24 protein-coding genes are annotated in these 26,497 nt (G+C 46.1%); 13 read left to right on the forward strand and 11 right to left on the reverse strand.

Annotation, left to right across the window (positions count from 1 at the left end):
• Complete coding sequence (gene flgB, locus ACFFUV_RS07040) at positions 1–363, reverse strand: flagellar basal body rod protein FlgB (protein ID WP_390190749.1); 363 nt, start codon at positions 361–363, stop codon at positions 1–3.
• An 81-nt stretch (positions 364–444) separates the two neighbouring features.
• Here flgB and flgA point away from each other — a divergent pair, with 81 nt between their 5' ends.
• The 4 genes from flgA to ACFFUV_RS07060 all read left to right on the forward strand — a co-directional run bounded on the left by flgA (position 445) and on the right by ACFFUV_RS07060 (position 2,882).
• Positions 445–1,242 (forward strand): flagellar basal body P-ring formation chaperone FlgA, encoded by a 798-nt coding sequence (gene flgA, locus ACFFUV_RS07045; protein WP_390190750.1) that lies wholly within the window; start codon positions 445–447, stop codon positions 1,240–1,242.
• 184 nt (positions 1,243–1,426) lie between these two features.
• The gene (gene flgM / locus ACFFUV_RS07050) at positions 1,427–1,711 is read left to right on the forward strand and encodes a flagellar biosynthesis anti-sigma factor FlgM (protein WP_390190751.1); all 285 of its coding nucleotides are present in this window, start codon (positions 1,427–1,429) and stop codon (positions 1,709–1,711) included.
• A gap of 32 nt (positions 1,712–1,743) precedes the next feature.
• Positions 1,744–2,184, forward strand: coding sequence for a flagellar export chaperone FlgN (gene flgN, locus ACFFUV_RS07055; RefSeq protein ID WP_390190752.1), 441 nt, complete (start codon positions 1,744–1,746; stop codon positions 2,182–2,184).
• Positions 2,178–2,882 (forward strand): lytic transglycosylase domain-containing protein, encoded by a 705-nt coding sequence (locus ACFFUV_RS07060; RefSeq protein WP_390190753.1) that lies wholly within the window; start codon positions 2,178–2,180, stop codon positions 2,880–2,882. Before flgN ends, ACFFUV_RS07060 begins: the two co-directional genes overlap by 7 nt.
• 4 nt (positions 2,883–2,886) lie before the next feature.
• Here ACFFUV_RS07060 and ACFFUV_RS07065 read toward each other — a convergent pair whose 3' ends face one another.
• The 3 genes from ACFFUV_RS07065 to ACFFUV_RS07075 form a co-directional block, all read right to left on the reverse strand.
• A complete protein-coding gene (locus tag ACFFUV_RS07065; protein ID WP_390190754.1) occupies positions 2,887–3,903 on the reverse strand; it encodes an acyltransferase family protein in 1,017 nt (338 codons plus the stop codon).
• A 592-nt stretch (positions 3,904–4,495) separates the two neighbouring features.
• Positions 4,496–4,813, reverse strand: a complete 318-nt coding sequence (locus ACFFUV_RS07070) for a DUF1244 domain-containing protein (RefSeq protein WP_390190755.1) — start codon at positions 4,811–4,813, stop codon at positions 4,496–4,498.
• A 122-nt stretch (positions 4,814–4,935) separates the two neighbouring features.
• Positions 4,936–5,799, reverse strand: a complete 864-nt coding sequence (locus ACFFUV_RS07075; protein ID WP_390190756.1) for a Tim44 domain-containing protein — start codon at positions 5,797–5,799, stop codon at positions 4,936–4,938.
• 177 nt (positions 5,800–5,976) lie between these two features.
• On the opposite strand from ACFFUV_RS07075, the gene ACFFUV_RS07080 reads away from it, so the two are divergent.
• The 3 genes from ACFFUV_RS07080 to ACFFUV_RS07090 all read left to right on the forward strand — a co-directional run bounded on the left by ACFFUV_RS07080 (position 5,977) and on the right by ACFFUV_RS07090 (position 9,489).
• Complete coding sequence (locus ACFFUV_RS07080) at positions 5,977–6,567, forward strand: TetR/AcrR family transcriptional regulator (RefSeq protein ID WP_390190757.1); 591 nt, start codon at positions 5,977–5,979, stop codon at positions 6,565–6,567.
• A gap of 6 nt (positions 6,568–6,573) precedes the next feature.
• A complete protein-coding gene (locus ACFFUV_RS07085) occupies positions 6,574–8,445 on the forward strand; it encodes an MFS transporter (RefSeq protein ID WP_390190758.1) in 1,872 nt (623 codons plus the stop codon).
• Positions 8,446–8,565: 120 nt separating this feature from the next.
• Complete coding sequence (locus ACFFUV_RS07090; protein WP_390190759.1) at positions 8,566–9,489, forward strand: YeiH family protein; 924 nt, start codon at positions 8,566–8,568, stop codon at positions 9,487–9,489.
• 10 nt (positions 9,490–9,499) lie between these two features.
• Here ACFFUV_RS07090 and ACFFUV_RS07095 read toward each other — a convergent pair whose 3' ends face one another.
• The 7 genes from ACFFUV_RS07095 to ACFFUV_RS07125 form a co-directional block, all read right to left on the reverse strand.
• Positions 9,500–9,652: a hypothetical protein gene (locus ACFFUV_RS07095; RefSeq protein ID WP_390190760.1), complete on the reverse strand. Its 153-nt coding sequence runs from the start codon at positions 9,650–9,652 to the stop codon at positions 9,500–9,502.
• A 75-nt stretch (positions 9,653–9,727) separates the two neighbouring features.
• The gene (menE, locus tag ACFFUV_RS07100) at positions 9,728–11,125 is read right to left on the reverse strand and encodes an o-succinylbenzoate--CoA ligase (protein ID WP_390190761.1); all 1,398 of its coding nucleotides are present in this window, start codon (positions 11,123–11,125) and stop codon (positions 9,728–9,730) included.
• Positions 11,125–12,111 carry an o-succinylbenzoate synthase gene (menC, locus tag ACFFUV_RS07105; protein ID WP_390190763.1) on the reverse strand — a complete coding sequence of 329 codons (987 nt, stop codon included), beginning with the start codon at positions 12,109–12,111 and terminating at the stop codon, positions 11,125–11,127. The genes menE and menC overlap by 1 nt, the downstream gene beginning before the upstream one ends.
• Positions 12,112–12,215: 104 nt before the next feature.
• Complete coding sequence (gene menB, locus ACFFUV_RS07110) at positions 12,216–13,082, reverse strand: 1,4-dihydroxy-2-naphthoyl-CoA synthase (RefSeq protein WP_390190764.1); 867 nt, start codon at positions 13,080–13,082, stop codon at positions 12,216–12,218.
• Positions 13,083–13,084: 2 nt separating this feature from the next.
• Complete coding sequence (gene menH / locus ACFFUV_RS07115; RefSeq protein ID WP_390190766.1) at positions 13,085–13,888, reverse strand: 2-succinyl-6-hydroxy-2,4-cyclohexadiene-1-carboxylate synthase; 804 nt, start codon at positions 13,886–13,888, stop codon at positions 13,085–13,087.
• Positions 13,878–15,596: a 2-succinyl-5-enolpyruvyl-6-hydroxy-3-cyclohexene-1-carboxylic-acid synthase gene (gene menD, locus ACFFUV_RS07120; protein ID WP_390190768.1), complete on the reverse strand. Its 1,719-nt coding sequence runs from the start codon at positions 15,594–15,596 to the stop codon at positions 13,878–13,880. Before menD ends, menH begins: the two co-directional genes overlap by 11 nt.
• The gene (locus tag ACFFUV_RS07125) at positions 15,593–16,900 is read right to left on the reverse strand and encodes an isochorismate synthase (protein ID WP_390190770.1); all 1,308 of its coding nucleotides are present in this window, start codon (positions 16,898–16,900) and stop codon (positions 15,593–15,595) included. The genes menD and ACFFUV_RS07125 overlap by 4 nt, the downstream gene beginning before the upstream one ends.
• Before the next feature lie 217 nt (positions 16,901–17,117).
• Between ACFFUV_RS07125 and ACFFUV_RS07130 the strand changes: the two genes are divergently transcribed.
• The 6 genes from ACFFUV_RS07130 to ACFFUV_RS07155 all read left to right on the forward strand — a co-directional run bounded on the left by ACFFUV_RS07130 (position 17,118) and on the right by ACFFUV_RS07155 (position 26,491).
• The gene (locus tag ACFFUV_RS07130; RefSeq protein ID WP_390190772.1) at positions 17,118–18,332 is read left to right on the forward strand and encodes a pyridoxal phosphate-dependent aminotransferase; all 1,215 of its coding nucleotides are present in this window, start codon (positions 17,118–17,120) and stop codon (positions 18,330–18,332) included.
• A gap of 136 nt (positions 18,333–18,468) precedes the next feature.
• Positions 18,469–19,053 carry a 5'-deoxynucleotidase gene (gene yfbR / locus ACFFUV_RS07135; RefSeq protein ID WP_390190774.1) on the forward strand — a complete coding sequence of 195 codons (585 nt, stop codon included), beginning with the start codon at positions 18,469–18,471 and terminating at the stop codon, positions 19,051–19,053.
• Between the two features lie 30 nt (positions 19,054–19,083).
• Complete coding sequence (locus ACFFUV_RS07140) at positions 19,084–20,400, forward strand: anti-phage deoxyguanosine triphosphatase (RefSeq protein ID WP_390190775.1); 1,317 nt, start codon at positions 19,084–19,086, stop codon at positions 20,398–20,400.
• A 471-nt stretch (positions 20,401–20,871) separates the two neighbouring features.
• Positions 20,872–24,441: a pullulanase-type alpha-1,6-glucosidase gene (gene pulA / locus ACFFUV_RS07145; protein ID WP_390191876.1), complete on the forward strand. Its 3,570-nt coding sequence runs from the start codon at positions 20,872–20,874 to the stop codon at positions 24,439–24,441.
• Between the two features lie 202 nt (positions 24,442–24,643).
• Positions 24,644–25,159, forward strand: coding sequence for a C40 family peptidase (locus ACFFUV_RS07150; RefSeq protein ID WP_390190776.1), 516 nt, complete (start codon positions 24,644–24,646; stop codon positions 25,157–25,159).
• Positions 25,160–25,507: 348 nt separating this feature from the next.
• Entirely contained in the window at positions 25,508–26,491 is a 984-nt protein-coding gene (locus ACFFUV_RS07155; protein WP_390190778.1) for a hypothetical protein, read from the forward strand.
• The last annotated feature ends 6 nt before the right edge of the window (positions 26,492–26,497 follow it).

Raw genomic sequence — 26,497 nt, forward strand, 5'->3', positions numbered from 1 at the left:
TTAACGTCCTTCAATCGCTTTAGATAAGCCGTTGAATTTCATATTGAGAAATGTCAGGCTAGTTTGAAAGTCCATGTTGTTTTGAGTGAACTTAGCTTGTTCAACGCCCAATTCCACGGTGTTTCCGGTCTTGCTGTTTTGATAAGGAACCGAGTATTTGGCTGACACATCAAGCTTGGGTACCGGTGGATTCACGCCATGAGTCGCCATTTGGTTCATCACAGTGTCAAAGCTCAAATCTTTGGCTAAGTATCCCGGAGTATCCACATTCGCTAGGTTACCGGCTAAGACTTTGGTACGCTGAACACGAAAGTTTAGAGCTTCGGGGTGGACACCCAACGCATTTTCAAAATTAATCGCCATTCGGTTGTTCCTTTATCATTCGGCGTCAAGACTAAACAAGACAAACAAGATACATGCCATAAATAAAAGGCTTTATATTCAATGTTTTACAAACAAACAGGGAAACCAAACTTCCGCATTACGGAAGCAAAAAATGTGAAGAGGAAAGCGCCAATTTCCACATGGTTAAGCTGGGGGCTTGCCACGGGTTTGAGTTTGATGACATGGCAGGTATACGCTCAGCCTCACATGACAGAAAGCGCCATCGAACAAGCTGTACGTGAGTCATTAAACCAAGAAGTGACTGAAATGGCGGAGTTTCGCGACTGGCCGCGCTATCGTACTGAGTTTGATTTTTGGATACCGGGCGCCGCTAAGCACCTCCCCAAATGCACAGTACCACTGCAAGTGACAGGCAGAGATAATCAGAGCATGCCGGTCGGCCGCCTCAAGCGCCTAGTCAGTTGCGAGCAATCGCCTTCCTCGTGGAAAATTAATGTGACGATCAAAGCCGCGATTACCATGCCGGTGGTGGTTGCCAAAAGTGTGATTCGCCGCGGAGAGACGGTTAATATCAATTCGTTACAGCTTAAAACTCAGACTTTGACTCGAGAAACATCGGTGTTTACTCATCTTGAACAAGCCGCAGGTAAAGAAGCCCATCGCCAAGTTCGTACTGGGCAAATTCTAAGCCCACGCTTTATCGTCGCCCCAGCATGGGTGGAAAAAGGCAATGAAGTGGTGATTATTGCTGCGCAAGATGGATTTCAGGCAAGTACCAAAGGCGTTGCATTGGAAGAAGGACGAGAAGGCGACCAAATCGACGTGCAAAATAGCCGTTCACAAAAGGTCATCCGTGCTGTGGTCACAGGTATCAATGAAGTCCATACCCAGTTCTGATGTCAAAATTAAAAATTTGACTGAAGGTATCATTTTTGATTTTTATGGGTCGTCATTCGATGCTTGAGTCGTGTATTAATAAAAATAAACAACTTTCGCATCAAAATCCTCGATCCCATTTAATATTGTTAATACCTAAGTCGTTTATTAATGGTAACAATGGCTAAATTAAGTAAGACGACACATGAAAATTGACAAAGTTTCGGGCGGTCACGTCCCTCAAACCAGTTTCAACCAGTCGCGATCAAACGTACAAAGTACGCCAGAAGCGAAGTCAGCTCCGCAATCGGCGATGAATGTAAATACTGCAGCGATCGATCGCGCGCAAGCCGCAATGGCCTCGCTCCCCGATGTGGATATGGCGAAAGTTGAAAAAGTGAAAGATGCGTTGGTGAAAGGTGAACTCAAGTTAGACACTAAGGCGTTATCTCACGCCATCATGCAATTTCACACTGGTCACGAATCATAATTCCAATTGGTACAAAGGTAATGGAGACGACCATGAACTCAAGTAAAACACGTCTTGCGCAGCAGTTTGTCGGAACGATCAGAGCAGATATCGAGCGCTATCAGCAGCTCGCACAATTGCTTGAAGCTCAAAAACCTTTATACCTGCAATTTAATGGCGAAGCGTTGGATACTAACCTTCGCCAAGTTAACCCTATTCTTGATGCTTTAGGCCAATCGGCGAATACTCGCACTCAATGCATGAAGCAACTGCATTTACCAGCCAACGAGCAAGGTGCTAACCGCTTGCTGCACGCACTGCCCGCCCCTATTAAGCCGGGTATTCTCAAGCAATGGGCGAAATTACAAAGCTTGGTCAAGCGCTGTCAGCAACTTAACTATGAAAATGGCCAAAGTTCGGCGTCATTTCACGAACTGATAAAGCCGATCTTTCAGCCCGAGCAGCATACTTATCAAGAGCACAATATTTGGTAATTAAGCCTAACGCCGCGGTGAAATGGTTTTGGGTCGTCATGACTCTGCTCTCTCCTTGGGCACACGCGGCAAACTTCCCTTCGTCACCAGATATAGAACGTGCCTATCAGCGATTCCTGCCTTACCACACGCAAATTACTCAGCGGTTGCGCCAGTACTCGCCCTTTTTAACCCGCGTCTCACACCAGCTAAAAGCGCAATCTTTGCCCCAAGAGTTACTGCTGCTGCCGATGCTCGAATCCTCCCTTAATAGGAATGCAGTATCTCATGCGCAAGCCGCTGGCTTATGGCAATTAATGCCAGCGACCGCCAAACGCTTTGGTCTAAAGGTGACCCCAACCCACGACCAACGTCTCGACCCAGAACTCAGTACAAAAGCCGCTTTAAGCTATTTACGTTTCTTGTATCGTAAGTTCGACCAAGATTTATCTCTGACTCTCGCCGCTTATAACGCGGGAGAAGGTCGAGTGATGCGTGCCATCGGCCAAAGTAACACTCGCCAGTTTGCACGCTTACCTCTGCCGCTCGAGTCACAACAATACGTTAGTCGCTTTTATGCGCTCACTCGATTAATCGATATCCACACCTTGATCACTCAATCGGAATTTAACTTACGTTTGTTTGGCAATAAAAAAGCGATGATACGCCAACCTTTGATTGACTTATCACCGCTAAAGCCTCTCATTCAGATCGAGTAGATAATTAGGATTTCGACAAAAACCGAGAACTGAACCACAACTGTTGTTGCTCGACCTTACGTTTGCCGAGCAAGTATTGGCGCGTAACGTTCGTCCCATCGAGTACTAATTCCGCAATAATTGGTCCAAACACGCCTGCGAATAGGGCCAGCAAAAACACCAAATCAAGATTATAGATTCCCAACTTATGCATCAGAATTCGAACGGCAGACGTAAAGAACACGTGCAGTAGATAAATAGTAAAGGAGAAATAACCAATTCTCGCCAGCGCCGTATTTTCAGCACCTAAAGTCAGCGCGCCCACACAAAACACCATGCCACAGATAAGAGCCTGCAACGACAATCGGCCTTCAAGCTCAAAGTAACCGAGCATGATTGAGACTAAATACAACACAACAGCCAGAGCCATTGCACCACCCATCAGTGGTGGAATTTTACTGAGAATCCCAAAACGCTGCACCGCAAGGCCAGTTAAAAAATACGGCATGAGATAAGCGACGCCTTGTAAGGAGAAATATGAGATCGTGACATGAGATAAAAATACCGCTGCCGCCGCGAGGAATACCAGAAAAAAAGTCACTGGTTTAGAGAGCAAGCGCAGATACTCCAATACAGAGACAATCGCAAAAATGATGAAAATCGCTTCAACAAACCAAAAGTGTGCCACTGGAATAATATGCAAAAGCTTCCAGTTAAAGTCGCCGCCATTGGTGCCAGGCGTTGCAGATTGGACAATGGCAAACAGAGTCCCCAGTGTCAGCATCGGAACCAATACGCGCTTAAACTTGCCACTTAAGAAGCGCCCAAAGTCTCCATTGAAAGGGCGATATGCATACACAACCCCAGAGATGAAAGTAAAAAGAGGCATACGTATATAGGCAAAGGTATCGTTGATTTCTCGGTACCATCCGGTGTCGACCCTCAAACCATTACTCGCATCACTTCCAATGACATGAAACGCAACTAATAATATACACGCCAAACCTCTTAGCGTATCGACTTTTATATTTCTTTTATTCATAAACATGCTGGCCAATAAAATACAATAATTAACCATCACAGCATTTATAAATTAAATTTAAAACACGACAAATCCAATTAGAACGACATTCCAGATATTAAGAATAAATTTTCAAAACGAACAAAAAATAAAATACATTAATATAAATTCAATAGTTAACCTGATCTTATCCAAGCGTCTAGTTTAATTTGGCTATATATTATTAACCCCAAGCAGGACTTTATGAGTATGACCACTATCGGCTATACCCCTTAGGGCCTAACAACCCTCAACACGCTTTGTCTTATAGAGACCTACACATATAAGTATTGGTCCAACTATATCCCAACATTCAAAAAGATATCGTTCAGATGTGAAGAAAATGGAAAATGAACATTCGTTTACATCTAATTCATAATATAAGGAACATCAACTACGCAAAGAATATAAAACAATAATAAAGGAGGAAGGAAGAAATATTAATTAATTAAACTTTTATATACATTATATAATATAAAACTAACTAAAATATAAATTGCGTTATGATTTTTATTTTGGCATTGATGATATATTGGAAATCATCAATGCCAATGTCTTTCGCCAGCGACAGTGACTATCGGTTTTGTTTTGCTTCGTAGGCCGCTAACTGCTCAGGGGTTGCTGGCGGCTGATGGTTTTGTTTCCACTCGTCGTAAGTCATCCCGTACACGCGCTCTCGTGCGTCATCAAGGTCGAGGCCGAGACCTTGACTCTCCGCTTCCGCTTGATACCACTTACTGAAGCAATTTCGGCAGAAACCCGCCAAGATCATTAAGTCTATGTTTTGTACATCCTTATTGTCATCAAGATGCGCGAGTAAACGGCGAAATACCGCTGCGTCGAGTTGGTCCTGCTGCTGTTGAGATAGTTGTTGATATTTAAAGTCAGGCACGTTACTTCCTTTTGATGATGTATTTATCATTCCATCATAACGGTTGAACACCGCCATCGGTAGTCTGGAACACAAAAAAGCCTCGCATCAGCGAGGCTTTATAAACGTTAGGGCTTGCGCGATTAGCCTTGAATGCCAACAATCAACCATGGCGCATTTGGCACGGTTAAATCACGCTCTAAATGCCACACATCGGTGATATCTTCTTCAATACCTTCGACTTTATCAGCGTAACGCCCGGTAAATTGCAAGCTTAACTGCGCTTTATTCGCGTCATAATCTGCACGGACAATTTCTGCGTCCACATACATAACGTCAGTGTGCTGCTCACCATCCAATTTTGCTCGCTCTTGTTTCAGTTCTTCAAACAGACTTGGCGACATATATTCTTCTAGTGTCTCAAGCTGATTGTAGTTCCACGCTCCCTGCAAAATTCGGTAGTGTTCGCGAGACCCATTGATAAAAGCCGCTTGATCAAACCCTGGTGGGTAGTTGTGGGGAACATCGGTTTGTGCGCCAAAGCCTGTGCTTGCAGAACCTGCAGGTTGCTCAAAATTGTGCACATTTGTCTGCTCATATTGACGCTGCGCACCACCAAAAGCAGGCTGCTGCTGATTCATACTGCCCTGCTTCGCCGCTAATGTGCCTCGCATCATTCTGAAGATGAAGAACGCGATCAAACCGATGATAAGGATATCCATAAACTGAATACCTTCAAATGCGCCACCAAAGAACGCAGCCAACAAACCACCTGCTAATAAGCCGCCAAGCAGACCGCCCATCAGACCTCTCTTCCCTGATGTTGAATTTGTAGCCGCTTTGTTGTTACCTAAAGTACTGGTATTTTGCGCAGACTGCTTAGGTGCAGGCGCGGTTTTAAACGCTTTACCAAAGCTTTTCCCACCACCAAGTTTTCTTGCTTCAGCATGTGGGACAGATACCACTGCAATCATAAGCAGTGCGACAAAAGAAAAAAGACGTTTCATGTAATTCCTTCAGAATAGAGCAGGTTCATCGACATCATAGCCAGTTAGTTGATGGAATAAAACCGGGGATTCTTAGATAGATGTATCAGAATATTGCAAATAATAAAGCGAATTGGTTGACGCTTGCATCCGCTGCTCTTTACTATATTGAACATTGTTCATTAATGACTTGGGATCATGGCTAGAAGAAACGATCACACAAGGGAAGAGTTGATCGCTCTGACACTTAATACGGTAAAAACTTTTTTGAATTCTCACTCCTACCACGAACTGAGTCTGCGTAAAGTAGCAAATATGATTGGCTACGTCCCCAGTACTTTGGTTAATGTATTTGGGAATTACAACTTGTTGTTGTTACATGTTGTTGCACAAACTGTCGACGAATTAGCCAAGGAAGCCCAAAAAGTCACCTCAAAGCAAACCGACCCAAGCGTTGCTTTATATGAACTCGCTTATTGTTACCATGATTTCGCGAAAAACCACCCCTACCGTTGGCAACTGATTTTTGAACACAATATGAATGGTGATCAATTGCCTGAGTGGCAAGCAAATCGCATTGAAAATATGACCAATATGTTGGAAGGCTTGTTACGTATGCTCGGTCCGTCGCACTCAGAGCAAGAAGTACTCAAAGCGAGTCGCGTGCTATGGTCTGGTGTTCATGGAATTACTCTACTCAGCGTTGATGATAAATTTTTTGCGGCTGAGCCAATTAATGGCAAAGAGCTAATCGAAAATTTGCTATCTAACTACCTGCGACATTGGTAACGCATTATGGCGGAATCAAAACCCTCTCTTCTTACCCAGCGCCGCTTTCTGCCGTATTTTATTACTCAGTTTCTTGGTGCCTTTAACGACAATATTTTTAAAAACGTTTTACTTCTTTTCGTTGCCTTTGCAAGCGCAGAGGCATTGTCGATGTCCAGTAACCTGTTTATCAACCTTGCAGCTGGGTTATTTATCCTGCCATTCTTTTTGTTTTCAGCGTCTGCAGGTGTACTGGCAGACAAATACGAAAAATCCGGATTTATTCGAAAAGTTAAGCTCGCAGAGATTGGAATTATGCTGCTTGGTGCCATTGGCTTTTTAACCGAAAGCTATGTCATTTTGCTTCTCTTACTATTTTTAATGGGAACCCAATCCGCCTTTTTTGGCCCGGTTAAGTATGCCCTTCTCCCTCAACAGTTAGGAGAAAAGGAACTGGTTCCCGGTAATGCACTTGTCGAGACGGGCACATTTCTCGCGATACTGCTAGGGACGCTTGGGGCTGGGGTTATTGCTTCGGCGCACTATGCACAATATATTGCCGCAGGCGCGGTGGTTTTGTTTGCGCTGCTTGGTTATATCGCCAGCCGACAGATCCCAAAAGCGCCAGCCAGTGCACCTGACATTGACTTTAAGTGGCGTCCTATCGCGCAAACGCGTCAAACCTTGAGCATTGCAAAATCAGACCGAGCAGTCTTTTGGTCATTGATGGCAATCAGTTGGTTTTGGTTTCTTGGTGCGACCTATTTAACCCAATTTCCAAACTTTACTAAATTGTATCTGCATGGCAGTGAAAGCGCGGTTTCGTTTTTGCTTGCCCTGTTCTCCGTTGGCGTCGCCGTCGGGTCTTTGGCCTGTGATAAAATTTCCAATCACCGAATTGAAATCGGCGTCGTGCCGCTTGGAAGCCTTGGTATAACCTTATTCGGTGGGTTGATGGCAGCATCCGTTCCCGAACATGTACCCAGTTACACAAGTTTTGCTCAGTTTATTAGTGACAGCACATTGTGGCCTGTGTTTGCCTACTTATTGCTACTCGGAGCATCTGGGGGCGTTTTCATCGTTCCTTTATACGCGCTGATGCAGTATCGCTCGAAAGAAACCGAACGCGCGCAAGTCGTGGCGGCTTTAAATATTTATAACTCGCTGTTTATGGTGATGAGCGCGGTACTTGGCATTCTCTGCTTGAGTGTCATTGGGTTATCTATTCCACAGCTCTTCTTGTTACTTGCCGGGCTGAATTTGGTGGTCACCGCTCTGCTCTTTTTTAGCGTCCCAATGTTTGTCGTTCGCTTGCTGGTGTGGGTGTTAACTCATACCCTCTACCGGGTAAAACACAAAAACCTGCATCACCTTCCAGAAAAAGGCGGTGCGCTGCTGGTGTGTAATCATGTCAGTTATATGGATGCGCTGATGTTGAGTGCCGTTTGCCCGCGTCTGATTCGTTTCGTGATGGAAGAGGATTACGCCAATTATCCCCCGATTCGCCGTTTCTTAAAACGTGCTGGCGTTATTCCAATTTCGGCCAAGCGCCAAAGTTCGATTCGCCGAGCGTTTTCCCAAGTCGAAGAAGCACTCCATCAAGGTCATATTGTGTGTATTTTCCCAGAGGGTCGACTGACGCCTGATGGCGACGTTCATCCCTTTATGCGCGGCATGGATATCATTCTTAAACGCAGCCCAGTACCAGTGATTCCAATCGCCATCAAAGGGTTATGGGGTAGCTACTTTAGCCGTAAAAACGGCTCCGCTTGTTGCGGTTGTCCAAGGCTTCGCCGTTCACAAGTTGAAATCGAGGCCGGTCAGCCAGTCGATTCTAGTCAGGCGACCACCAGCGTCATGCAGCACAAGGTTGCGGCCTTGCGTGGTGAATGGCGATAAAGTCACTGGTTGTAGAACAACACTAGCGTTCAGTTTATCTGAACGCTAGTTCAGAATTATCAGATTTTATATTAACGCCACATTGTTACACTTACTTCCTCTTTGATGCGAGTGTCACTTATGGCGAATAATATTAAATTCATTCCTTTTCTCTTAGCGTTAGCCTATTGCCTCACGCCCTACGCCAGTTCGCCATCCGCACTATTAATCGGTTTTTTACTCTCTGTAACCCAGCAAGTACCAGCGCGTATTCCTGTCGCCGCCATTACCAAAAAACTGCTTAGTTACTCAATCATTGGGCTAGGCTTTGGCGTTCCCTTGCAGCAAGCTCTAACGGTTACCACTGACAGCATTGGCTTAATTCTCATCTCTATCACAGGCACACTGATTCTTGGTTACTTTATGAGCCAATGGCTTAAGTTAGAATCACGGACGGGCTACCTTATCTCTGCGGGTACGGCGATTTGTGGAGGGAGCGCTATCGCAGCCGTCGCTCCTGCCATCAATGCGAAGGACGATCAAATGGGGCTGGCCTTAGCGACGGTGTTTATTCTAAATTCTGTCGCGCTGTTTGTATTCCCGGTCATCGGTCATGCTTTAGGCATGTCTCAACTTGAATTTGGCACTTGGGCTGCAGTCGCCATTCACGATACCTCTTCCGTCGTTGGCGCCGCATCAGCTTATGGCGAGCAAGCCCTAACCACAGCGACGACATTAAAGCTAACACGCGCCCTGTGGATCATCCCAGTGGCTCTGATCAGTGCCGTGTTATTTCGAAGCCATGGAAAAAAATGGGTGCTCCCATACTTTATCGCTTTTTATGCGCTGGCGATCATCGTAAGTGATCAATGGCCACAATTCTCAACGTTGTATCAAAGTATATTTTCCGTTTCAAAACGCGCGTTGATCATCTGCTTGTTTTTGATTGGCTGTGGTATTTCGGTGGAAAAGATGCGGGGCGCGGGCGTTAAGCCTCTAGTGCTTGGAGTGGGGCTATGGGTCAGTGTATCGCTCAGTTCACTGGCTTGGATTATGCTCAGTTGAGCCGTTAAAATTAACGGGCTGTTTTACCTGAAAACTGGCGCTCAAGTACGATGGCTAGAAGTAACACAAACCCACTTAGCTCAGCCAAAGAACGCGGTAAGCCTTGCGTCAAACTGGCTAAGACGAGTTGTAATACGATCGCAGTGACTATCGCCCATTTCATTTCTTATACCCATAATAAGCTAATATATACACTTATTATGAATACAAGTTATATTGGTACAAATTCATTTTTGAACTAAGAAATAACTTCAAACTCGGTTGTTTCGTTAAGCCACTGCTTAAGCGACTGACGAGAAACCTTAATGCCACTCTGCTTCAGAGCCTCTGGCATCAAAAAGTAATGGTCTGGCCATTTAAATTTTACCAAATGATGATGTAACCACGCTTCAAGTTTATCTCTCTGTGGCAATGATGGCACATCAAGAATCGCAACCGGGCGCGCGCCAAACTCTTCACTTACAATAGGAACAACAAAAGCTTGCAACACCTTGGGAAACCCAACCAGTGCAGCTTCGACTTCCTCACAATGTATATTCTCGCCGCCGGAGATAAACAGATTATCGGCGCGACCAATAATATGCAGCTGATTTGCTTGCCATCTTCCGAGGTCGCCGCTGGCAAACCAACCGCTGTCTGAACGAAGTGAGCGGAGCGTGCCTTGGAAATAGTAGCCGCTGGCTAACGTATCACCGCCGACAAAGATATGATTACCCTCAATCTTTACTTGGCGATTTGGCAGCACATCACCAACACCCGTTTGCCCATCCACCGCTTTTGCACTGATGGTCGAGGCCGCCTCTGTCATGCCGTACCCTATCCAAGTTTGAACGCCCAATGCATTCGCCCGCTCAGCCAGCTCTGTTGGTATATGCCCGCCACCAAGCAAAACATGGGTTAACTTGAGAGGGGTTGAGCTTGTCAGTAAGCGCTGAAGCTGGGTGGGAACCAAAGAGGCGTGCGTCGCATCCTGAATATCTTGATGTAAGTCGCCTGAAGCTAATTTCAGGCAGCCCCCTACCGCCAGCCAACGATAAATGATCGACAAACCCGAGACGTGGTAAATCGGTAAACTGAGTAGCCAAGTATCATCGCAGGTAAAAGCAAACTTTTGCAATAGACCATTGGCGGACGCAAAATGCTGAGCGTGACTGTGCACCACCGCTTTCGGACGCCCCGTAGAGCCTGACGTAAAGACGATCGTGGCGAGTGCATCAAGACAATAATTAGACGTCACGTGAGGTAATGAGTCCGTCCATAGCAATGGCTGTAATGTGGAACACAGCTGCGCCTCACGTTCTGCGTTGGCATCTAACCAGCGCCACTGCGCCTGGTCATGCTTATACAAAGCGTCGAGTTTATCCTTTAGTAGTGACTTAGATTGGGGCAAGGTGAGCGCCGTAATCGCGCCAAGATGCATAGCGCCAAGTAAATACCACAGCATTTGCTGTGAGTCTTTCCCGACTAAGGTCACCACACTGCCTGCTGTGACACCTTGCTCTGCCAGTTGACTGGCAATACTGCTTACATGCCCAGCTAACTGCTGCCAACTGATGCGCTCATTGGGCGTCACTAATGCGCAGGCATCACCACGTTGTGATGCCCAAAATTCGAAAGGATTTTGCTGAGGTTGCATTAAGATTGCCAAAGTAACTCTTGTTCATTGAGCGCACAAACTGGGAGTGGACTATTAGGCCACGGCACCTCAAGCTGAGCCTGAAACAGCTGCGCGGTATCCAGCCCCGGAGTGACATTAGGCAATAACCATTTCGACAAGCGAGCGAGTTGGTTCAAGCCCAAGCTGGATTCAAGGCTAGAGCTAATGATGGGCTGAATGCCTAAATCACGCGAACGTTTTATTAAAGTGATACAACGCAGTACCGAACCAATCAGCGTCGGTTTGATAACAATCGTTTTTACGCCGGTGAGATCTTCTAAGCTAAACTCTTCATCACGTACTGCTTCCTGCAGGGTTTCATCCCAAGCGATCGCAATGCCGGTATTAATAGCGAAACTTAAGCTATCTCCTGGGCTTTTACACGGTTCTTCGATAAACGCAATACGTTGACGACGTGAAGGCGTGATGTAACTGGCAAATTTTTGCGCTTTTTCTAGCGTCCATGCTCGATTCGCATCAAGGCGCAGCATCAACTTAGGCACCGCCTCAAGCAGCACATTGACTAACATACCGTCACGAATAGGTTCGTAAAGCCCCACTTTAATCTTAGCGACGCACTCCCCTGACAGCGTACTCAGTACCGGTATTAAGTCATCGGCATCACCATAACACAATGGCGCACTGCGATAGCTGCCATCAAGCGGCAGCCCTTGTTCTAACTCAAGCATCGCCATCGACAACCCAAACGCCACACTAGGGTGCATTGACTCTAAATCTAAGTCATCACCTCGTACCCAAAGCTCTGCCATCTCTTGGGCCTGAATACCCGCTTGCTCTAAGCTTTCTTGGCTAAACCCCGGTAAAGGCGCTATTTCACCTCGGCCGACATCGCCATCTTGTGTCAATTCAACAACGTAACCGACACGTTCCTCGAGCCGTGTGTCTCGAAGAATCACTCCGCTATCCATCGGTAATCGATAACGGTAGAGTTTGGCTGATTTCATCTCTGTTCCTACCCGTTAAACGAACCGTTTCCCTTGTAAGTTGATTAGAGCAACAAAGCGGTCACGGTTCAATTTATGGTTGTAAAGGTTTGTGTCTACCTAGCTTAAGGGTTACGAGGGAACTTATTGAAATCTGGACGACGTTTCTCATTAAAGGCATTGCGCCCTTCTTGGCCTTCATCGGTCATATAGAACATCATCGTCGCATTCCCTGCGAGTTCTTGTAACCCTGCCTGTCCATCACAATCTGCGTTCAATGCCGCTTTCAAACAGCGAATCGCCATTGGGCTATGTTGCAATGTTTCACGGCACCAACGTACCGTTTCTTTCTCTAAATCTTCCAGTGCGACAACCGTGTTGACCAAGCCCATTTCAAGAGCTTCTTTGGCGTCATAAAAGCGGCATAGGAACCAAATCTCACGCGCTTTCTTTTGACCAACAATGCGCGCCATATAAGACGCGCCCCAGCCGCCATCAAACGACCCGACCTTTGGCCCTGTTTGACCAAATTTTGCGTTCTCTGCTGCGATGGTCAAATCACACATCATGTGTAATACATGCCCGCCACCAACCGCCCAACCAGCTACGGAAGCAATCACAGGTTTAGGGCACGTACGAATCTGACGCTGAAAATCGAGGACATTTAGATGATGGGTGCCCGAATCATCTTGGTAACCGCCGTAGTCACCGCGAATTTTCTGATCACCACCAGAACAAAACGCATCTTCACCCAATCCGGTTAAAATAATCGCACCGACTTGTTCATCATAGCGCGCATCCGCCAAAGCTTGAATCATCTCTTTCACCGTTTGAGGACGGAAAGCGTTACGGACTTGAGGACGAGCGATGGTGATTTTGGCAATACCGTCAGGCGACTTGTGAAAATAAATATCTTGATAATCTGAGCTATGATCGACCCATTCAACGGGCGCGTAAAGTTCTTCTTCTGTGATACCGACTGTTTGTGCCATGGTTATTCTCTTGTCTGGTTCAAGCTCGATGAAGAAATAGCTTGAAGATGTTGAAAAATCAGATGGGCAAACGCACGAGGTTGTTCTTGATGAACATTATGGCCGGCGTTCGCCACTTGGCTATAAGACAGACCACTTTGCTCTGCCATTGCAGAGAATTTCTTGTCTTTTATGCCACAAATATAATGTGCTGCAATAGAAATGCTTTGCAGTTGTGTCAATAAATTCGGTTGTTTCGCTAATGAGGTACAACAAAGCATGTTTGCAATACAGACGCCTAGGTTAGCACTCCGTTTCGCAACCAAGATTTGTCTTTGCTCATGGTTTAATGAACTAAATACCGGTTGCTGGTACCAGTCGTTTAAAACCTGTTCAATGGGTTCGCCTTCAAAACGCTCGGCCCACGCTTTGTCATTACGCCAGCGTTCCTCTCGCTGCTGATCAGTTTTGAGCCCGAAATTGCCCCCTTCTAAAAGTAAAAGCTGAAGGTTTAAGCGCGAAAATCGCTCAAATGCCACGCCATACATCACAAGACGAGCGCCCAAAGAATACCCAACGAGCGCAACGGGCGTTTGCGGCGAAACATGTTGCAAAACCGCTTGTTGTATCAATTGACAACAGTGGTCAAAACCCTCGCACGCAACCGCTTGGCTCTGTCCATGACCGGGAAGATCAATCGTTAATGTATTGGTCGTTGCCAACTGGTTAAGGCTCGTTTGCCAATCGTCACTACTTCCCAATAGGCCATGTAGAAATACGGCAACAGGCTGCCCGGGTTGAGCGCATTGAAAATGACTATAAAGCATCAATCTGGCTCATCAGTTGGTGTATCTGCTGTGCAGCTTGTTGAGGCGGAGTCACCACCTCAAGCAATAACGTGCCCTCTCCGTGGTAAAGATGCCTATCCACAGCACTTTGATAATGAGAGACCGTTTCAGGGCGACAATAAGCTAAACCAAATTGCTGAGCGGCATGCTCAAATGTCATCCCATGCGGCATTTGATATAGCGCTTGGCGCTGCTCATCAGGTACTGGCAACAAATCAAATATCGCGCCGCCATCATTGTTAAGCACCACCACGACGACGGGTTGTGGAGGGTGGCGCATTAGTGCCAATGAATTCAGATCGTAAAGCAGCGACGTATCACCCACAAACATCACCATAGGCTGTTTTTGGTGACGCTGAACACCCGCGGCTGTAGCAATCAAACCATCAATCCCCGATGCGCCGCGATTGCTGTATACCGACATGCCAGGCCAAACCGTAAACATATCAAGTAAACGGACAAAGAGGCTGTTACCGACAAACACTAAGGTGTCTTTTTCAAGCTCTGTGGCTTTTAAAGCCACCGCAATTTCACTGAGTTCACGCTCAGTACACAGCGACAAACGCGCCATATGTCCAATATCATGGGAAAAGGATTTCAGCTCATCGGCCCACCCTTGCTGAGCCGGTTTTTCATAACGTGAAAGTGCCAAAATGGCCTGTTTAATCCACGGTTCAATGTTAGCAACGATATGCGCTTGCGCTAAGTGAGAGGGGTTATTGCGTTCTAGTTCTGGCGCGACATATATGTACTCACAGTGACGCTGCGTCATTTGCTCGGCGAGCCAATGCGTTAGGCGCTTAGAGACGATGCGACTACCCAGTTGTAACACCACTTCCGCCTCACTCAATTGCTGGCGAGCGTGAGCGTGTTGTAGCCACAAATCAAAATGCCCCCACTCACTACCAACGCCACTTTGCGGGTCACAAAGTATTGGCCAACCGAGTTTTTTCGCCAGTTCGCACGCCTGTATGCCTTGCGTCAACGTCACACTGCCGACAACTATCACGCCGCGGCGGTGGACGTAATCACTCGACCATTGCGGCGCCTTTGCTGCGGCGATCTGTTGGCAACTATAAGCAGCTCCGCTTTGCTGCCAACGCTCGACCGCCTTTACATAATCACTAAAGTATTCCTGCTCATGGCGAGAATATAATGGCTCGGGATAAGGGCAATTAATATGGATAGCACCGCCTTCTCGAGACTGACGATGCATCAGGTCATCAACCGACGTCAGTAACCAATTGAGGCTGACTTGTGTGGTCGGGCTTGGAAGAAATAAAGCGCCGGTCACATGTGACGAAAATATATCGGTCTGATTAATGGCTTGGTTGGCGCCGCAGCCAACTAACTCAACGGGTCTGTCTGAAGTCAATAGTACGAGCTTTTCGCGCGTTAATCCGGATTCGGCGACCGCTGGCAATAAGTTGGCTACTGCGGTTCCGGATGTGACAATCACCGCCACAGCTTGCTGCGCACTCTTCGCCAAACCCAGAGCTAAAAAGCCCAGACCGCGCTCATCAAAATGCGTATGCAACGTCAGCTTAGGGTTGGCATTGGCTTCCAGTGCTAGGGGGGTTGAACGTGATCCTGGCGCCAAGCAGACATCACGAACGCCCGAACGTGCCAACTCTTCCAGTAACGTCTTGGCCCAAATTCGATTTAAAGTCGCTTGCTCTCCACTCATGAAGGCTCTCCAACATAGTCAGGCTCTGTAATCAATGACAGCAACGTTGATGTTTTATTATCGAGCTCCTGCCATTCATGTTCGGCTACCGAGCCGGGAACAATGCCTGCGCCAGCAAATAACTGCACTTGGTTATCCACCACTAATGCGCTGCGAATCGCCACACAAAGCTGCGCTTCAGTGTGACTAATGTAGCCCATGGAACCTGCGTACCAGTCACGAGCAAAAGGCTCATGCTGGTGAATAAACGCCATAGAAGCGTCACGCGGCAAACCCGCCACAGCAGCGGTAGGCTGCAATGCACTAAGCAGTTGTACGCCGTTTACGCCATGCTTTAACGTCGCATGAATATTACGTTTAAGATGTTGAACTTGACGCAGTTTAACCAACTGCAGTTGCGACTCAACATCGATATCAATGGCATGAGGGGTTAAGCGTTCAATAATGTCATCCACCACGTACTGGTTTTCATTGACATTTTTACTGTCTTGAGTGAGCCAATTCGCCAGTTGTGTATCGCGCTCCAGATCGGCATCGCGACCAATGGTTCCCGCTAACGCTTCGGTATAGAGCTCTGTTCCTTGCCGCTGGTATAAACGCTCTGGCGTAGAACCAAGGAAGCTCAGTTTATCGTCCAGCGCCATTAAAAAATGAAAGCTGTCACGATTTCTTTCTATGCTCGCTTTAAGCAACTGCGCCGCGCGAATCGGCGATTTGAGTTCTAGGCTGGTTTTTCTCGCTAGCACAACTTTTTTAAATTGTTGCTGCTCTATGCCATCCAGTACTTGCCCAACGAGTTCACGCCATTGCGGTTGGTTTGGAATATGAGTGACACTGAGCACTTCACTAGCTTGTAATGGCGCTGAACTCAGCTCAAACCTTAATTGGCGTAGGCCATCTAGTGTCCGTTCAAAATCCGAAGTTAAGTTGACGGCCAAAAAGCATTCACCATCACGGCTGATTAATTCTATCTGAGGTAAAAAGAAAAATGAGGCCATGCAGCGGCGGTTTTTTTCGGTTTGCCCATCAAACGAGCGTCCTCCCCAAACACGCTGCCCTTCCGCCAAAATGGCATAAGCGGGTAACGGCGTGGTGAAGGTATGTAACTGACCTAATGCTGCAACAGTTTCTCGACCATCACGCGACTGCCAATAAAATTTAGGAAAGATGGGTTGGGCATCGAGCCAATCAATAAATGAGAAATCTGGCGTCTGTTCAATGTTTTGAATTAGGCGATTGGCGCCAACACTGGCTCGTTCAATTCGCTTAATCAGAGCACTGACCGCTTGATAAAAGTAAGGCAAGTCAACCTCGTATGCTTTGCACTTTAACAAGATAAGATGATTACTCTATTAATAGACCCTTTGCAAATCAAGGCTATTACGCAGGTTTTATTTACCACCTAGATAATAAAACCATTTATATTCTAAAAAATAATGAGTTGATTCAGATTTTTATTCTAAAAATACTCTTTTTGGTGTAGCTTAATAAAGTAAATTCAGCAATATAACAGGTAGAGCAATGCAAAATATCGGGATGTCGTCAAAACTCGATAATGTCTGCTATGACATTAGAGGGCCTGTACTCAAACATGCTAAACGTATGGAAGAGGAAGGGCATAAAATACTAAAACTGAATATCGGGAATCCCGCCCCATTTGGTTTTGACGCCCCGGACGAAATCTTGGTCGACGTCATCCGTAATTTTCCAACCTCACAAGGATATGTTGACTCAAAAGGCATTTACTCTGCGCGTAAAGCTGTCGTTCAACACTATCAGCGTAAAGGGATACGTTCGTTAGATGTAGAAGATGTTTATGTCGGTAATGGCGTTTCTGAGTTGATCGTCATGGCGATGCAAGCCCTACTCAATAACGGCGACGAAATGCTGGTCCCTGCTCCTGACTACCCTCTGTGGACCGCTTCGGTCGCGTTATCTGGGGGCAATGCGGTGCATTACATGTGTGATGAAGAATCGGATTGGTACCCTGATCTTGATGATATTAAAAAGAAGATTACTCCAAACACACGTGGCATTGTCTTAATCAACCCAAATAACCCCACAGGCGCAGTATACAGCCGAGACTTCTTATTGGACGTCATCGAAATTGCTCGTCAACATAACTTGATCATTTTTGCCGACGAAATCTACGATAAAATTCTCTACGATGGCGCTACCCACACACCACTTGCGTCATTGACTGAAGATGTGTTGGTCATGACCTTTAACGGCCTATCAAAAGCTTACCGCGTTTGCGGTTTTCGCAGCGGATGGATGTTCTTAACTGGGCCAAAACATCTGGCACAAAAGTACATTGCGGGGCTCGATATTTTGGCGTCAATGCGTCTTTGTGCCAATGTACCCATGCAGCATGCGATTCAAACCGCCCTTGGAGGGTATCAAAGCATCAATGAATTAATTCTGCCGGGCGGTCGTCTGTTAGAACAGCGTGACAAAGCATGGGAAATGATTAATCAGATCCCGGGCGTCTCCTGTGTTAAACCCAAAGGGGCGATGTATCTATTCCCGAAAATTGATACCAAGAAATACAACATTGTTGATGACCAAAAGATGGTATTCGACTTCTTAGTTCAGGAGAAAGTGCTGTTGGTGCAAGGTACAGGCTTTAACTGGCCCAAACCGGATCACTTCCGCATCGTCACCTTGCCGCACGTCGAAGATCTTGAAGTCGCGATAAGCCGCTTTGAGCGCTTTTTAGCGACTTATCGTCAGTAACTTAACGTGTTAGGCTAAATGGGCGCATCTTGGTTATAACCTGATGCGCCCATTTTCGTTTTAGAACAAAATGACCATTGATGCCGAAACGGCTGTTGTCACTATGATGCATTCAATTTCAAGGACGCCGATTATCATGAAAGAAAGTCATTTTTTTGCTCACCTTGCCCGTATGAAACTGATTCAACGCTGGCCCTTGATGCGCTCAATTTCCAAAGAAAATGTCTCAGAACACAGTTTGCAGGTCGCTTTTGTTGCCCATGCGCTGGCGCTGATTAAGAACAAAAAGTTTAACGGTGAACTCAACCCTGAGCGCATTGCTATTTTGGCGATGTACCATGATAGCAGCGAAGTACTGACCGGCGATCTGCCGACGCCTGTGAAATACTATAATCCCGACATCGCCAAAGAATACAAAAAGATTGAAGCGGCAGCCGAGCACAAATTGCTCTCAATGTTGCCTCAAGAGTTTCAAGATGACTTTGCGCCGTTTTTGATCGCGAAGCAAGCTGACCCTCAGGACGCAGACATCGTCAAACAAGCCGACACCATATGTGCGTATTTGAAATGTTTAGAAGAACTGAGCGCGGGCAATCATGAATATGCTCTAGCGAAAAAGCGCTTGGATGTAACATTAAAAGAGCGTTGGAGTGATGAGATGGATTACTTTCTCAATACCTTTGCCCCAAGCTTTGAGTTATCACTTGATGAGATCAGTTAAGCATTGAGCCCATCACATAAGGAGAATTGAGTGACGTTCGAGATTAACCCTTTATGGCAATCACGCCACGATGATGAACATAAAATTCGCCGCGATGATCACCGTAGTCCTTATCACCGTGACCGAGCGCGTATTCTGCACTCGGCTGCCTTTCGTCGCCTGCAATCGAAAACTCAAGTCCATGGGGCTGCAGATAGCGACTTTCACCGAACTCGTTTAACCCACTCTCTCGAGGCATCACAACTTGGCACCGGGATTGTGGCTCAAATAAAGAAGAAGCAGCCAGAGTTTCGTGCGTTGCTGCCAAGCGATAGCTTAATTGATTCTTTGTGTTTGGCCCACGATATTGGGCATCCGCCTTATGGTCACGGGGGAGAAATCGCCCTCAACTATATGATGCGCGAACATGGTGGTTTTGAAGGTAATGCGCAGACTTTTCGCATCGTCACGTTGCTTGAGCCCTATACTGAACATCACGGTATGAATCTAACTCGGCGCTCACTGCTTGGGTTAATCAAATACCCCGCGCTACTGAGTCAAACCCGCGCTGAAATTCAACCTCAAGCCCTCGCTCACCAACGCCATTTAAACCCGCAGCAATGGGCACCAGCGAAAGGTTTGTATGATATTGATAGGCAAGTATTTGACTGGGTTCTCGAACCTTTAACTGATAGCGATAAACAACGCATCAGCGAGCTGCGCCCCAACCCACTTGCCTCAACGGCTCATAGTAACACTCGGTTTAAATCACTCGACTGCTCAATCATGGAATTGGCGGATGATATTGCTTATGGCGTACATGATTTGGAAGACGCAATAGTTATGGGCCTCGTTAACCGTGGGCAATGGCAAGAGCACGGCGCGGCTAAGTTAGTCGATATCGGTGCCCCATGGTTTGAGCAGCATATCGACTCGATCAGTGACATGTTATTTTCCGGTAAACATCACCAACGTAAGGATGCCATTGGCGGAATCGTCAATGCCCTATTGACCAGCATTAGCGTAAAACCGGTCGATGCCCCTTTTGATAGTGATTTACTGGCTTTCAACGCATATTTAGAGCCACATATGGCTGACGCCCTCGAAGTGTTCAAACAATTTGTAAGTCAGAAAGTGATTCAAATTCCTGAGATTCAAGTTGTCGAATATCGCGGACAACAAATCATTATGGATTTATTTGACGCGTTAAGCTCTAATGCCGAACGTTTGCTACCAGAACAACCTCGTCTGGAATGGCGAGCAGCCGACAGTGAATCTCAACGTATGCGAATTATCTGCGACTACATCGCTGCCATGACCGACATCCATGCACAGCGCCTCCACCAGCAGTTGTTTAGCGCCGCATAACGTGCCTTTATCATAAGATCTCATCTAACATCTCGGTCAAATTGTGACCGAGATTCGACCTGAATACTCACCTTAATTTTCGATAGAAATAAAGCCTGTGATCTGACCCGTTAATTGTAGACCCCACGACAGCGTCCCTCTGCCCAACCATCAGCTAGAATTATCCTTTTCAAAACAAAGTTTTCAGTGATTATTATTTTTGTAACAGCGTCCTCTTCCGTCTTCCCCTACAGAACGTGACACACCTAGCTCTTAAGCGTTTTTTAACAGAGTGAAAAATCTTTAATGAAACCTCTCACAATCTGTCAGCCTCCATCCTGATTAGTATTTTTGCGTTAAGCCTTCAGGCTTGAACATAACGATTTCCGTTTATAACACATTCAAAACAATAAACTTGATAACAACACGATAAGGAAAATCGACGTGAGACCATTTTATTTATCTGCCACCGCCAAAGCCTTAATCCCTTTGATGACGCCGCTTTTGCTGCTTGGCTGTAATTCCGATACTGATGACAATGAAACACCTCAACCACCAACGACTACTGCCAGCGTAAAGGTGTATTACAAAGCCAATGGTGACATTGCAGCGCGTGACAATGGCAGCGGCGCCTATGATGGTGCTTCCCTTTATGTCTGGAATAATGACAACTGCGCGGCGTATGCCGGTGATGACCCTAATGCTTCAGACTGGTCGACTGGGCTTACGCCTGACGGGATTGACAGTCAATTTGGTGCTTATTGGGAGCTTGAGTACGCCGATGAAGCAACACAATGCATTAATTTCATTCCGAGAATCGATCAAGAAAAGCCACTTGGTGACTACGATGCGCGCCTCGACCTAACTCAAGTAGGCGACGACAATTCGGTCTATACCCAAGAGGGAGTACAAGCCGTCTATCCAGAACTTATCGCCACCAGTGACATTCCCGCCAATACGGCGCGTGTCTATTTCAATACTCCTGATGGTGATGACGCATTTTTCACTCTGCATATTTGGAACAACGAGACCTGCGATAACTTTGCGGGCACAGACACCTCATGGCCAGGCATTGCGCCAACGGGACAAAGCGAGACTTACGGTCTGTACTGGGATATTCCGGTCAATGGCACCGATAACTGCGTTAACATGATCGCCACGAATAGCAGTAATGGCGATTATCAAACCGCTGACCTAAAATTTGAATTCGACAACACAACCGCGATCGGCAATATCGGTTTCGTTTTTAAGGGCACAGATAAAGTGTATTACCAACCCCTCGCCCATAAACCAAGTAACCAAGTGGAACTCTCTGGCGCCAGTGCCATCTTTGCCGATGACAACGTATTGCTGATAAATAGCAAAGACGCGACATCGGTAACCTTATACTATTCACCCGACGCGATGCTGGCGTTTAACCCACAAACCAAACAAGTCGAAAACGCAGATTTTTCCATTCGTTCAACGCAGCAAACCGCAGCCAACTGGCAAACAGAAAAACCTCAGCTTAGCAGTGATTTTATAGGTTTTGATTTTGACTTTGCTAACTCAACCATGAGTTTAAATGATCTCTTGAAAGGCCAACTGATTGCCGTGGCCAGTGATGCCTCGGGGACAATACTGGCCACCGAAGTGCAAACGGCCAGTGCACTCGACGCGTTATATGCAGACGTCGCGACCACGCTCAGCTACGGCGCAATCATCAATGGTGATGACACCACGAGCTTTCGTTTATGGGCACCCACTGCGCAATCGGTAAATTTAATCCCATTTGATAGCGACAAAAATGCCATGACCCCGATTGCCATGAACTTTGATAGCGCATCTGGTAGCTGGGTGGTCGAGAATACCGCCTTGGCACATGGAGATTACTACCGTTACCAAGTCACGGTATATCACCCAGCCACTGATAAACTAGAAACCTATCAAGTCACCGACCCTTACTCTCTGAGTCTGTCAATGAACTCGGAATTGAGCCAAGTGGTGGATCTGTCTCGCGCAGAACTTAAACCCGCGAACTGGGATAATGTCAGTGCACCACACAGCCAAGATAACCCAGCCAAAATGGTGATTTACGAAGCGCATATTCGCGATTTTTCTTCACGTGATGAATCTACCGATCCTGCAGCTCGTGGCAAATACGCCGCCTTTAGCCAAACTGACAGTGTGCCAGTAGAACATCTCAAAGCACTTTCCACCGCTGGTGTGACGCATTTACATCTGTTGCCAGCGTTCGATATCGCCACCATCAATGAAGATCCTGATCAAGTCGCCAATATTGATGCGCCATTTAGCAAGCTGTGTGAACTCAATAGCGATGTCAGCAGTGACAGCGACCTTGGCAATTACTGCTCAAGCGCCGATACGCTGGCAGAGGTATTTGCCAGCCTCAAAACGCAAGACAGTTCCAGTAACGCGATTATTCAACGCCTTAACGGCTATGTTCGCGATGTCGATGGTTATAACTGGGGTTACGACCCTTACCATTACACGGTACCAGAAGGTTCTTATGCCAGTGATGCCGACAGCATGACGCGAATTCGCGAGTTCCGCCAGATGGTGATGTCCATTAAGCAGGACATCGGCATGAATGTGGTTATGGATGTGGTTTATAACCACACCAATGAAGCGGGCGTGGCAGATAAATCAGTACTTGATCGCATTGTGCCTTGGTACTATCAACGCTTAAATGAAATCTCCGGTGTGGTAGAAAACTCGACCTGCTGTTCGAACACCGCCCCTGAGCATAAAATGTTTGCCAAGTTGATTGATGACTCTATTGCTACCTGGACGCGTGATTACAAAATTGATGCGTTTCGCTGGGACTTAATGGGCCACCATCCACTGACGCAAATTCAACATACTCTCGCGGCAGCTCAAGCCGAAAACCCAAGCGTGTATTTCTACGGTGAAGGCTGGAACTTTGGTGAGGTAGAAAACGACCGTATGTTCGTACAAGCCACTCAAGCGAACCTTGGCGGTACAGGCATTGGTTCCTTCTCTGACCGTTTACGCGATGCCGTACGTGGCGGCGGCCCATTTGATGAAGGTGACTCCATCCGTCAAAACCAGGGCTTTGGTAACGGTGCGTATGTGGCCGTCAATGATCTCAATACGCAAAGTGATAGTGTTAAAGCAAGTGCGCTTCATTCCGCCGATCTCGTACGTCTTGGTATGGCTGGTAACCTCAAAGCCTTCCCAATGATAGATAGCACTGATACCCATATTACGGGCCAAGAGCTCGACTATAACGGGCAACCCGCAGGCTATGCTGAGGATGCTTGGGAAATTCAAAACTACGTGTCAAAGCACGATAATCAAACCCTTTGGGATAATAACCAATATAAGATTGGTTACGAGCAATCGATAGAAACTCGTGTTCGTATGCAAGCGGTCTCTTTAGCCACCTCATTACTGGGTCAAGGCGTACCTTTTATCCACATGGGGAGTGAATTACTTCGTTCTAAATCCATGCAGCGTGACTCTTACGATTCCGGTGATTGGTATAACTATGTCGACTTCACCAAGCAGACCAATAACTGGAATGTCGGCCTACCTCGAGAAGATAAGGACAGTGCGAACTGGGCACTGATTGAAAATATTCTGACGCAAGCGGGTGAAAACGCCACACCGCAAGCTGCCGACATTGATGCAATGGATCACTATTTCCAAGAGCTCGTCGCGCTACGCAGTAGCTCAGGTTTGTTCACGCTCGGTTATGGGAGTGACATCATTGAGCGGGTTCAATTTCACAATACCGGCAGTGAGCAAACACCCGGACTTATCGTGATGAGTATTGATAATAGTGCGGCTTTGTACGACGCAAACATTGATGCGGAGCGCGATGGTGTATTGGTCGTCATAAACGCATCACCGCAAGCAGTGGAAGAATTTTCAGGCTTTGATGCCAGTGATTACACCCTGCATAGCTTACAAACTTCAGCCAGCAATGATTCCATTGCCTATAACGGCGCTCAAGCCAGTGTGTCGGCATCTGGTTTCGTCAATGTTCCCGCGTGGTCTGTGGCCGTGTTTGAAAAACGTCATTCATTAAATAATTAAGTCCACCTAACCGATTCAAGAGGGAAGCATGCGCTTCCCTCTTTTTTGTCAGTAGCTAGGGAGCGATTCACATTGTAGTGAGTGACCAGTCACACATTAGGCCTTACTGAGTAAAGGCTGTGTCAAATTTAACACTCAGGTTAGTTAGTTACAGAACACCATGTTACATTGGGTTCGATTTTATAAAACACACCAGACAACTATGAAACACTCAACACTGCTGCTTTCATCGCTATGCTTACTGTCAGCCTGTAGCTCTGCCAGTAACACCACTGCGCAACCGCCTCAAACGTTATCTTTATACGCATCGCCTCAATCACAGCAGCAACGCGCGTTAGTGTCGTATGCTCGTCAATATTTAGGCACCCGTTATGTGTGGGGAGGTACCTCTCCCAAAGGCTTTGATTGCTCTGGTTATATTCAATATGTCTATCGTCATTTTGATATTGATGTGCCACGAACCACAGCCTCCTACCCAACCATGTTCGATCAAGCGGTGCCGATTACTCAAGCGAAAGTCGGCGATTTAATCGTTTTTACAGGTACTGACCCTAGTACTCGCCGTCCTGGTCACGCGGGCATTATTACCCAAGTAGGCAAAGGCAAACTGCACTTTATTCATAGCTCGTCATCGAAAAAGCATTTTGGCGTAACCGAAACCAATTATTATCAAAGCGGCTATCCAAAACGTTTTTTGAAATTGGTCCGAGTACAGTAACTGCGCTAAAAATATAGTAGGGTGGATTTTTGTTTGCAATTATCTCAACCATAGTAGAATAAAGCCTAACCCACAGGTTTAGTAATAATAAAAATATGAAAAACAATTTAATTCAGATTATTAATTATTAAAACGGAAACATTCACCACACAATTACACATTCATACAATAAGTTAATTAATAACAAACCTTAGTAATTCCCCTTCTATCATCGGCACTATCGCATTTAATCTTCAGCGTTATTTCTAGTTATATTTCATTAAAAAAAGCCTCTTATATTTCATCCTATCCTTGGTAAATAACTCTCTATAATCATCTGAAAATCATTAAACTAATACAGGAAATACCATGAGCGTAATTTTTGGCACCACCAATACCGATGGCACAGGCAGCGCCAGCAACCTAACTGCTGAAAACGGTAATGCATTTGATCTTGATAATCTGGAAATAGATCATTCTAGTCCGTATGAACAGGTTGGTTCTCTGGAAATTGACGATGTGATACTCAAATATACCAATGATCACTATGGTTATGCGACAACCTATATAACCAATAATGGTGAGTGGAACGCCGATGGTGCAAAAGAACTTTTGATTGAATATACTGGCCCGGATTCTGATACGGCCCTCATTATGGAGAGCCGCGATACCATTAGAATTGACAATTTTGTTGATGTTAATATTCATCTTGAAGGCAGTATGCCTTATGAAGAGACTTATGGCGCATCCGAAGAACTATGGTTGGAAATCATTGATGCTAAACGCGCAGATATCGATGCTACTGACTTCGATGCTCAAACTGTGATTAGAATTGCCACTAAAAGTAATGGTGAGCATGGCGAGTGGAGCAATATGTTTAATATTCAAGGTAGCGATATTCACCGTGATGAGGTTCAGTTTGAAGGTTCAAGTTATACCGAGTTTAATGTCTCACTAAACGGCGGCAGTGACCGATTTACTTCAATGCTAGCACCGAAAGAATCAGCCGATCAAATCCGCTTTGTCGATGGCGGCGAAGGCAATGATGAGATAACTATATATGGTAATTCCTCCGATATTGAATTCGTTAACTTCGAAAATGTTTCACTTGCTTCAGGCTCGAGTTTTACGTTAAATGAAGAAGTTTTGCAAAATAATGCCGATGGTTTAAAGATTAGTACCTATCAAGATAGTATGGATATCTCATTTTCTGATGACTACGACAGTATTACTGCCAAGCAGCAATACGATGAAAACGGTGATGAAACTGGCTATTTAGATGTGACCGTCAGCTATGATGATGCTGATTATAACCTAGTTGTTCAAGATACTGGCCAAGAGTGGAATCTGTAATCGATT

The sequence above is a fragment of the Vibrio olivae genome (assembly GCF_042428525.1).
Classification (GTDB): Bacteria; Pseudomonadota; Gammaproteobacteria; order Enterobacterales; family Vibrionaceae; genus Vibrio; species Vibrio olivae.

Excerpts from the sequence above, each read along its gene's own strand:
- flgB (WP_390190749.1), bottom strand. The coding sequence starts at position 363 with ATGGCGATTAATTTTGAAAATGCGTTGGGTGTCCACCCCGAAGCTCTA.
- flgA (WP_390190750.1), top strand. The coding sequence starts at position 445 with ATGTTTTACAAACAAACAGGGAAACCAAACTTCCGCATTACGGAAGCA.
- flgM (WP_390190751.1), top strand. The coding sequence starts at position 1,427 with ATGAAAATTGACAAAGTTTCGGGCGGTCACGTCCCTCAAACCAGTTTC.
- flgN (WP_390190752.1), top strand. The coding sequence starts at position 1,744 with ATGAACTCAAGTAAAACACGTCTTGCGCAGCAGTTTGTCGGAACGATC.
- ACFFUV_RS07065 (WP_390190754.1), bottom strand. The coding sequence starts at position 3,903 with ATGAATAAAAGAAATATAAAAGTCGATACGCTAAGAGGTTTGGCGTGT.
- ACFFUV_RS07075 (WP_390190756.1), bottom strand. The coding sequence starts at position 5,799 with ATGAAACGTCTTTTTTCTTTTGTCGCACTGCTTATGATTGCAGTGGTA.
- ACFFUV_RS07080 (WP_390190757.1), top strand. The coding sequence starts at position 5,977 with ATGGCTAGAAGAAACGATCACACAAGGGAAGAGTTGATCGCTCTGACA.
- ACFFUV_RS07085 (WP_390190758.1), top strand. The coding sequence starts at position 6,574 with ATGGCGGAATCAAAACCCTCTCTTCTTACCCAGCGCCGCTTTCTGCCG.
- ACFFUV_RS07090 (WP_390190759.1), top strand. The coding sequence starts at position 8,566 with ATGGCGAATAATATTAAATTCATTCCTTTTCTCTTAGCGTTAGCCTAT.
- ACFFUV_RS07095 (WP_390190760.1), bottom strand. The coding sequence starts at position 9,652 with ATGAAATGGGCGATAGTCACTGCGATCGTATTACAACTCGTCTTAGCC.
- menE (WP_390190761.1), bottom strand. The coding sequence starts at position 11,125 with ATGCAACCTCAGCAAAATCCTTTCGAATTTTGGGCATCACAACGTGGT.
- menC (WP_390190763.1), bottom strand. The coding sequence starts at position 12,111 with ATGAAATCAGCCAAACTCTACCGTTATCGATTACCGATGGATAGCGGA.
- menB (WP_390190764.1), bottom strand. The coding sequence starts at position 13,082 with ATGGCACAAACAGTCGGTATCACAGAAGAAGAACTTTACGCGCCCGTT.
- menH (WP_390190766.1), bottom strand. The coding sequence starts at position 13,888 with ATGCTTTATAGTCATTTTCAATGCGCTCAACCCGGGCAGCCTGTTGCC.
- menD (WP_390190768.1), bottom strand. The coding sequence starts at position 15,596 with ATGAGTGGAGAGCAAGCGACTTTAAATCGAATTTGGGCCAAGACGTTA.
- ACFFUV_RS07130 (WP_390190772.1), top strand. The coding sequence starts at position 17,118 with ATGCAAAATATCGGGATGTCGTCAAAACTCGATAATGTCTGCTATGAC.
- yfbR (WP_390190774.1), top strand. The coding sequence starts at position 18,469 with ATGAAAGAAAGTCATTTTTTTGCTCACCTTGCCCGTATGAAACTGATT.
- pulA (WP_390191876.1), top strand. The coding sequence starts at position 20,872 with ATGACGCCGCTTTTGCTGCTTGGCTGTAATTCCGATACTGATGACAAT.
- ACFFUV_RS07150 (WP_390190776.1), top strand. The coding sequence starts at position 24,644 with ATGAAACACTCAACACTGCTGCTTTCATCGCTATGCTTACTGTCAGCC.
- ACFFUV_RS07155 (WP_390190778.1), top strand. The coding sequence starts at position 25,508 with ATGAGCGTAATTTTTGGCACCACCAATACCGATGGCACAGGCAGCGCC.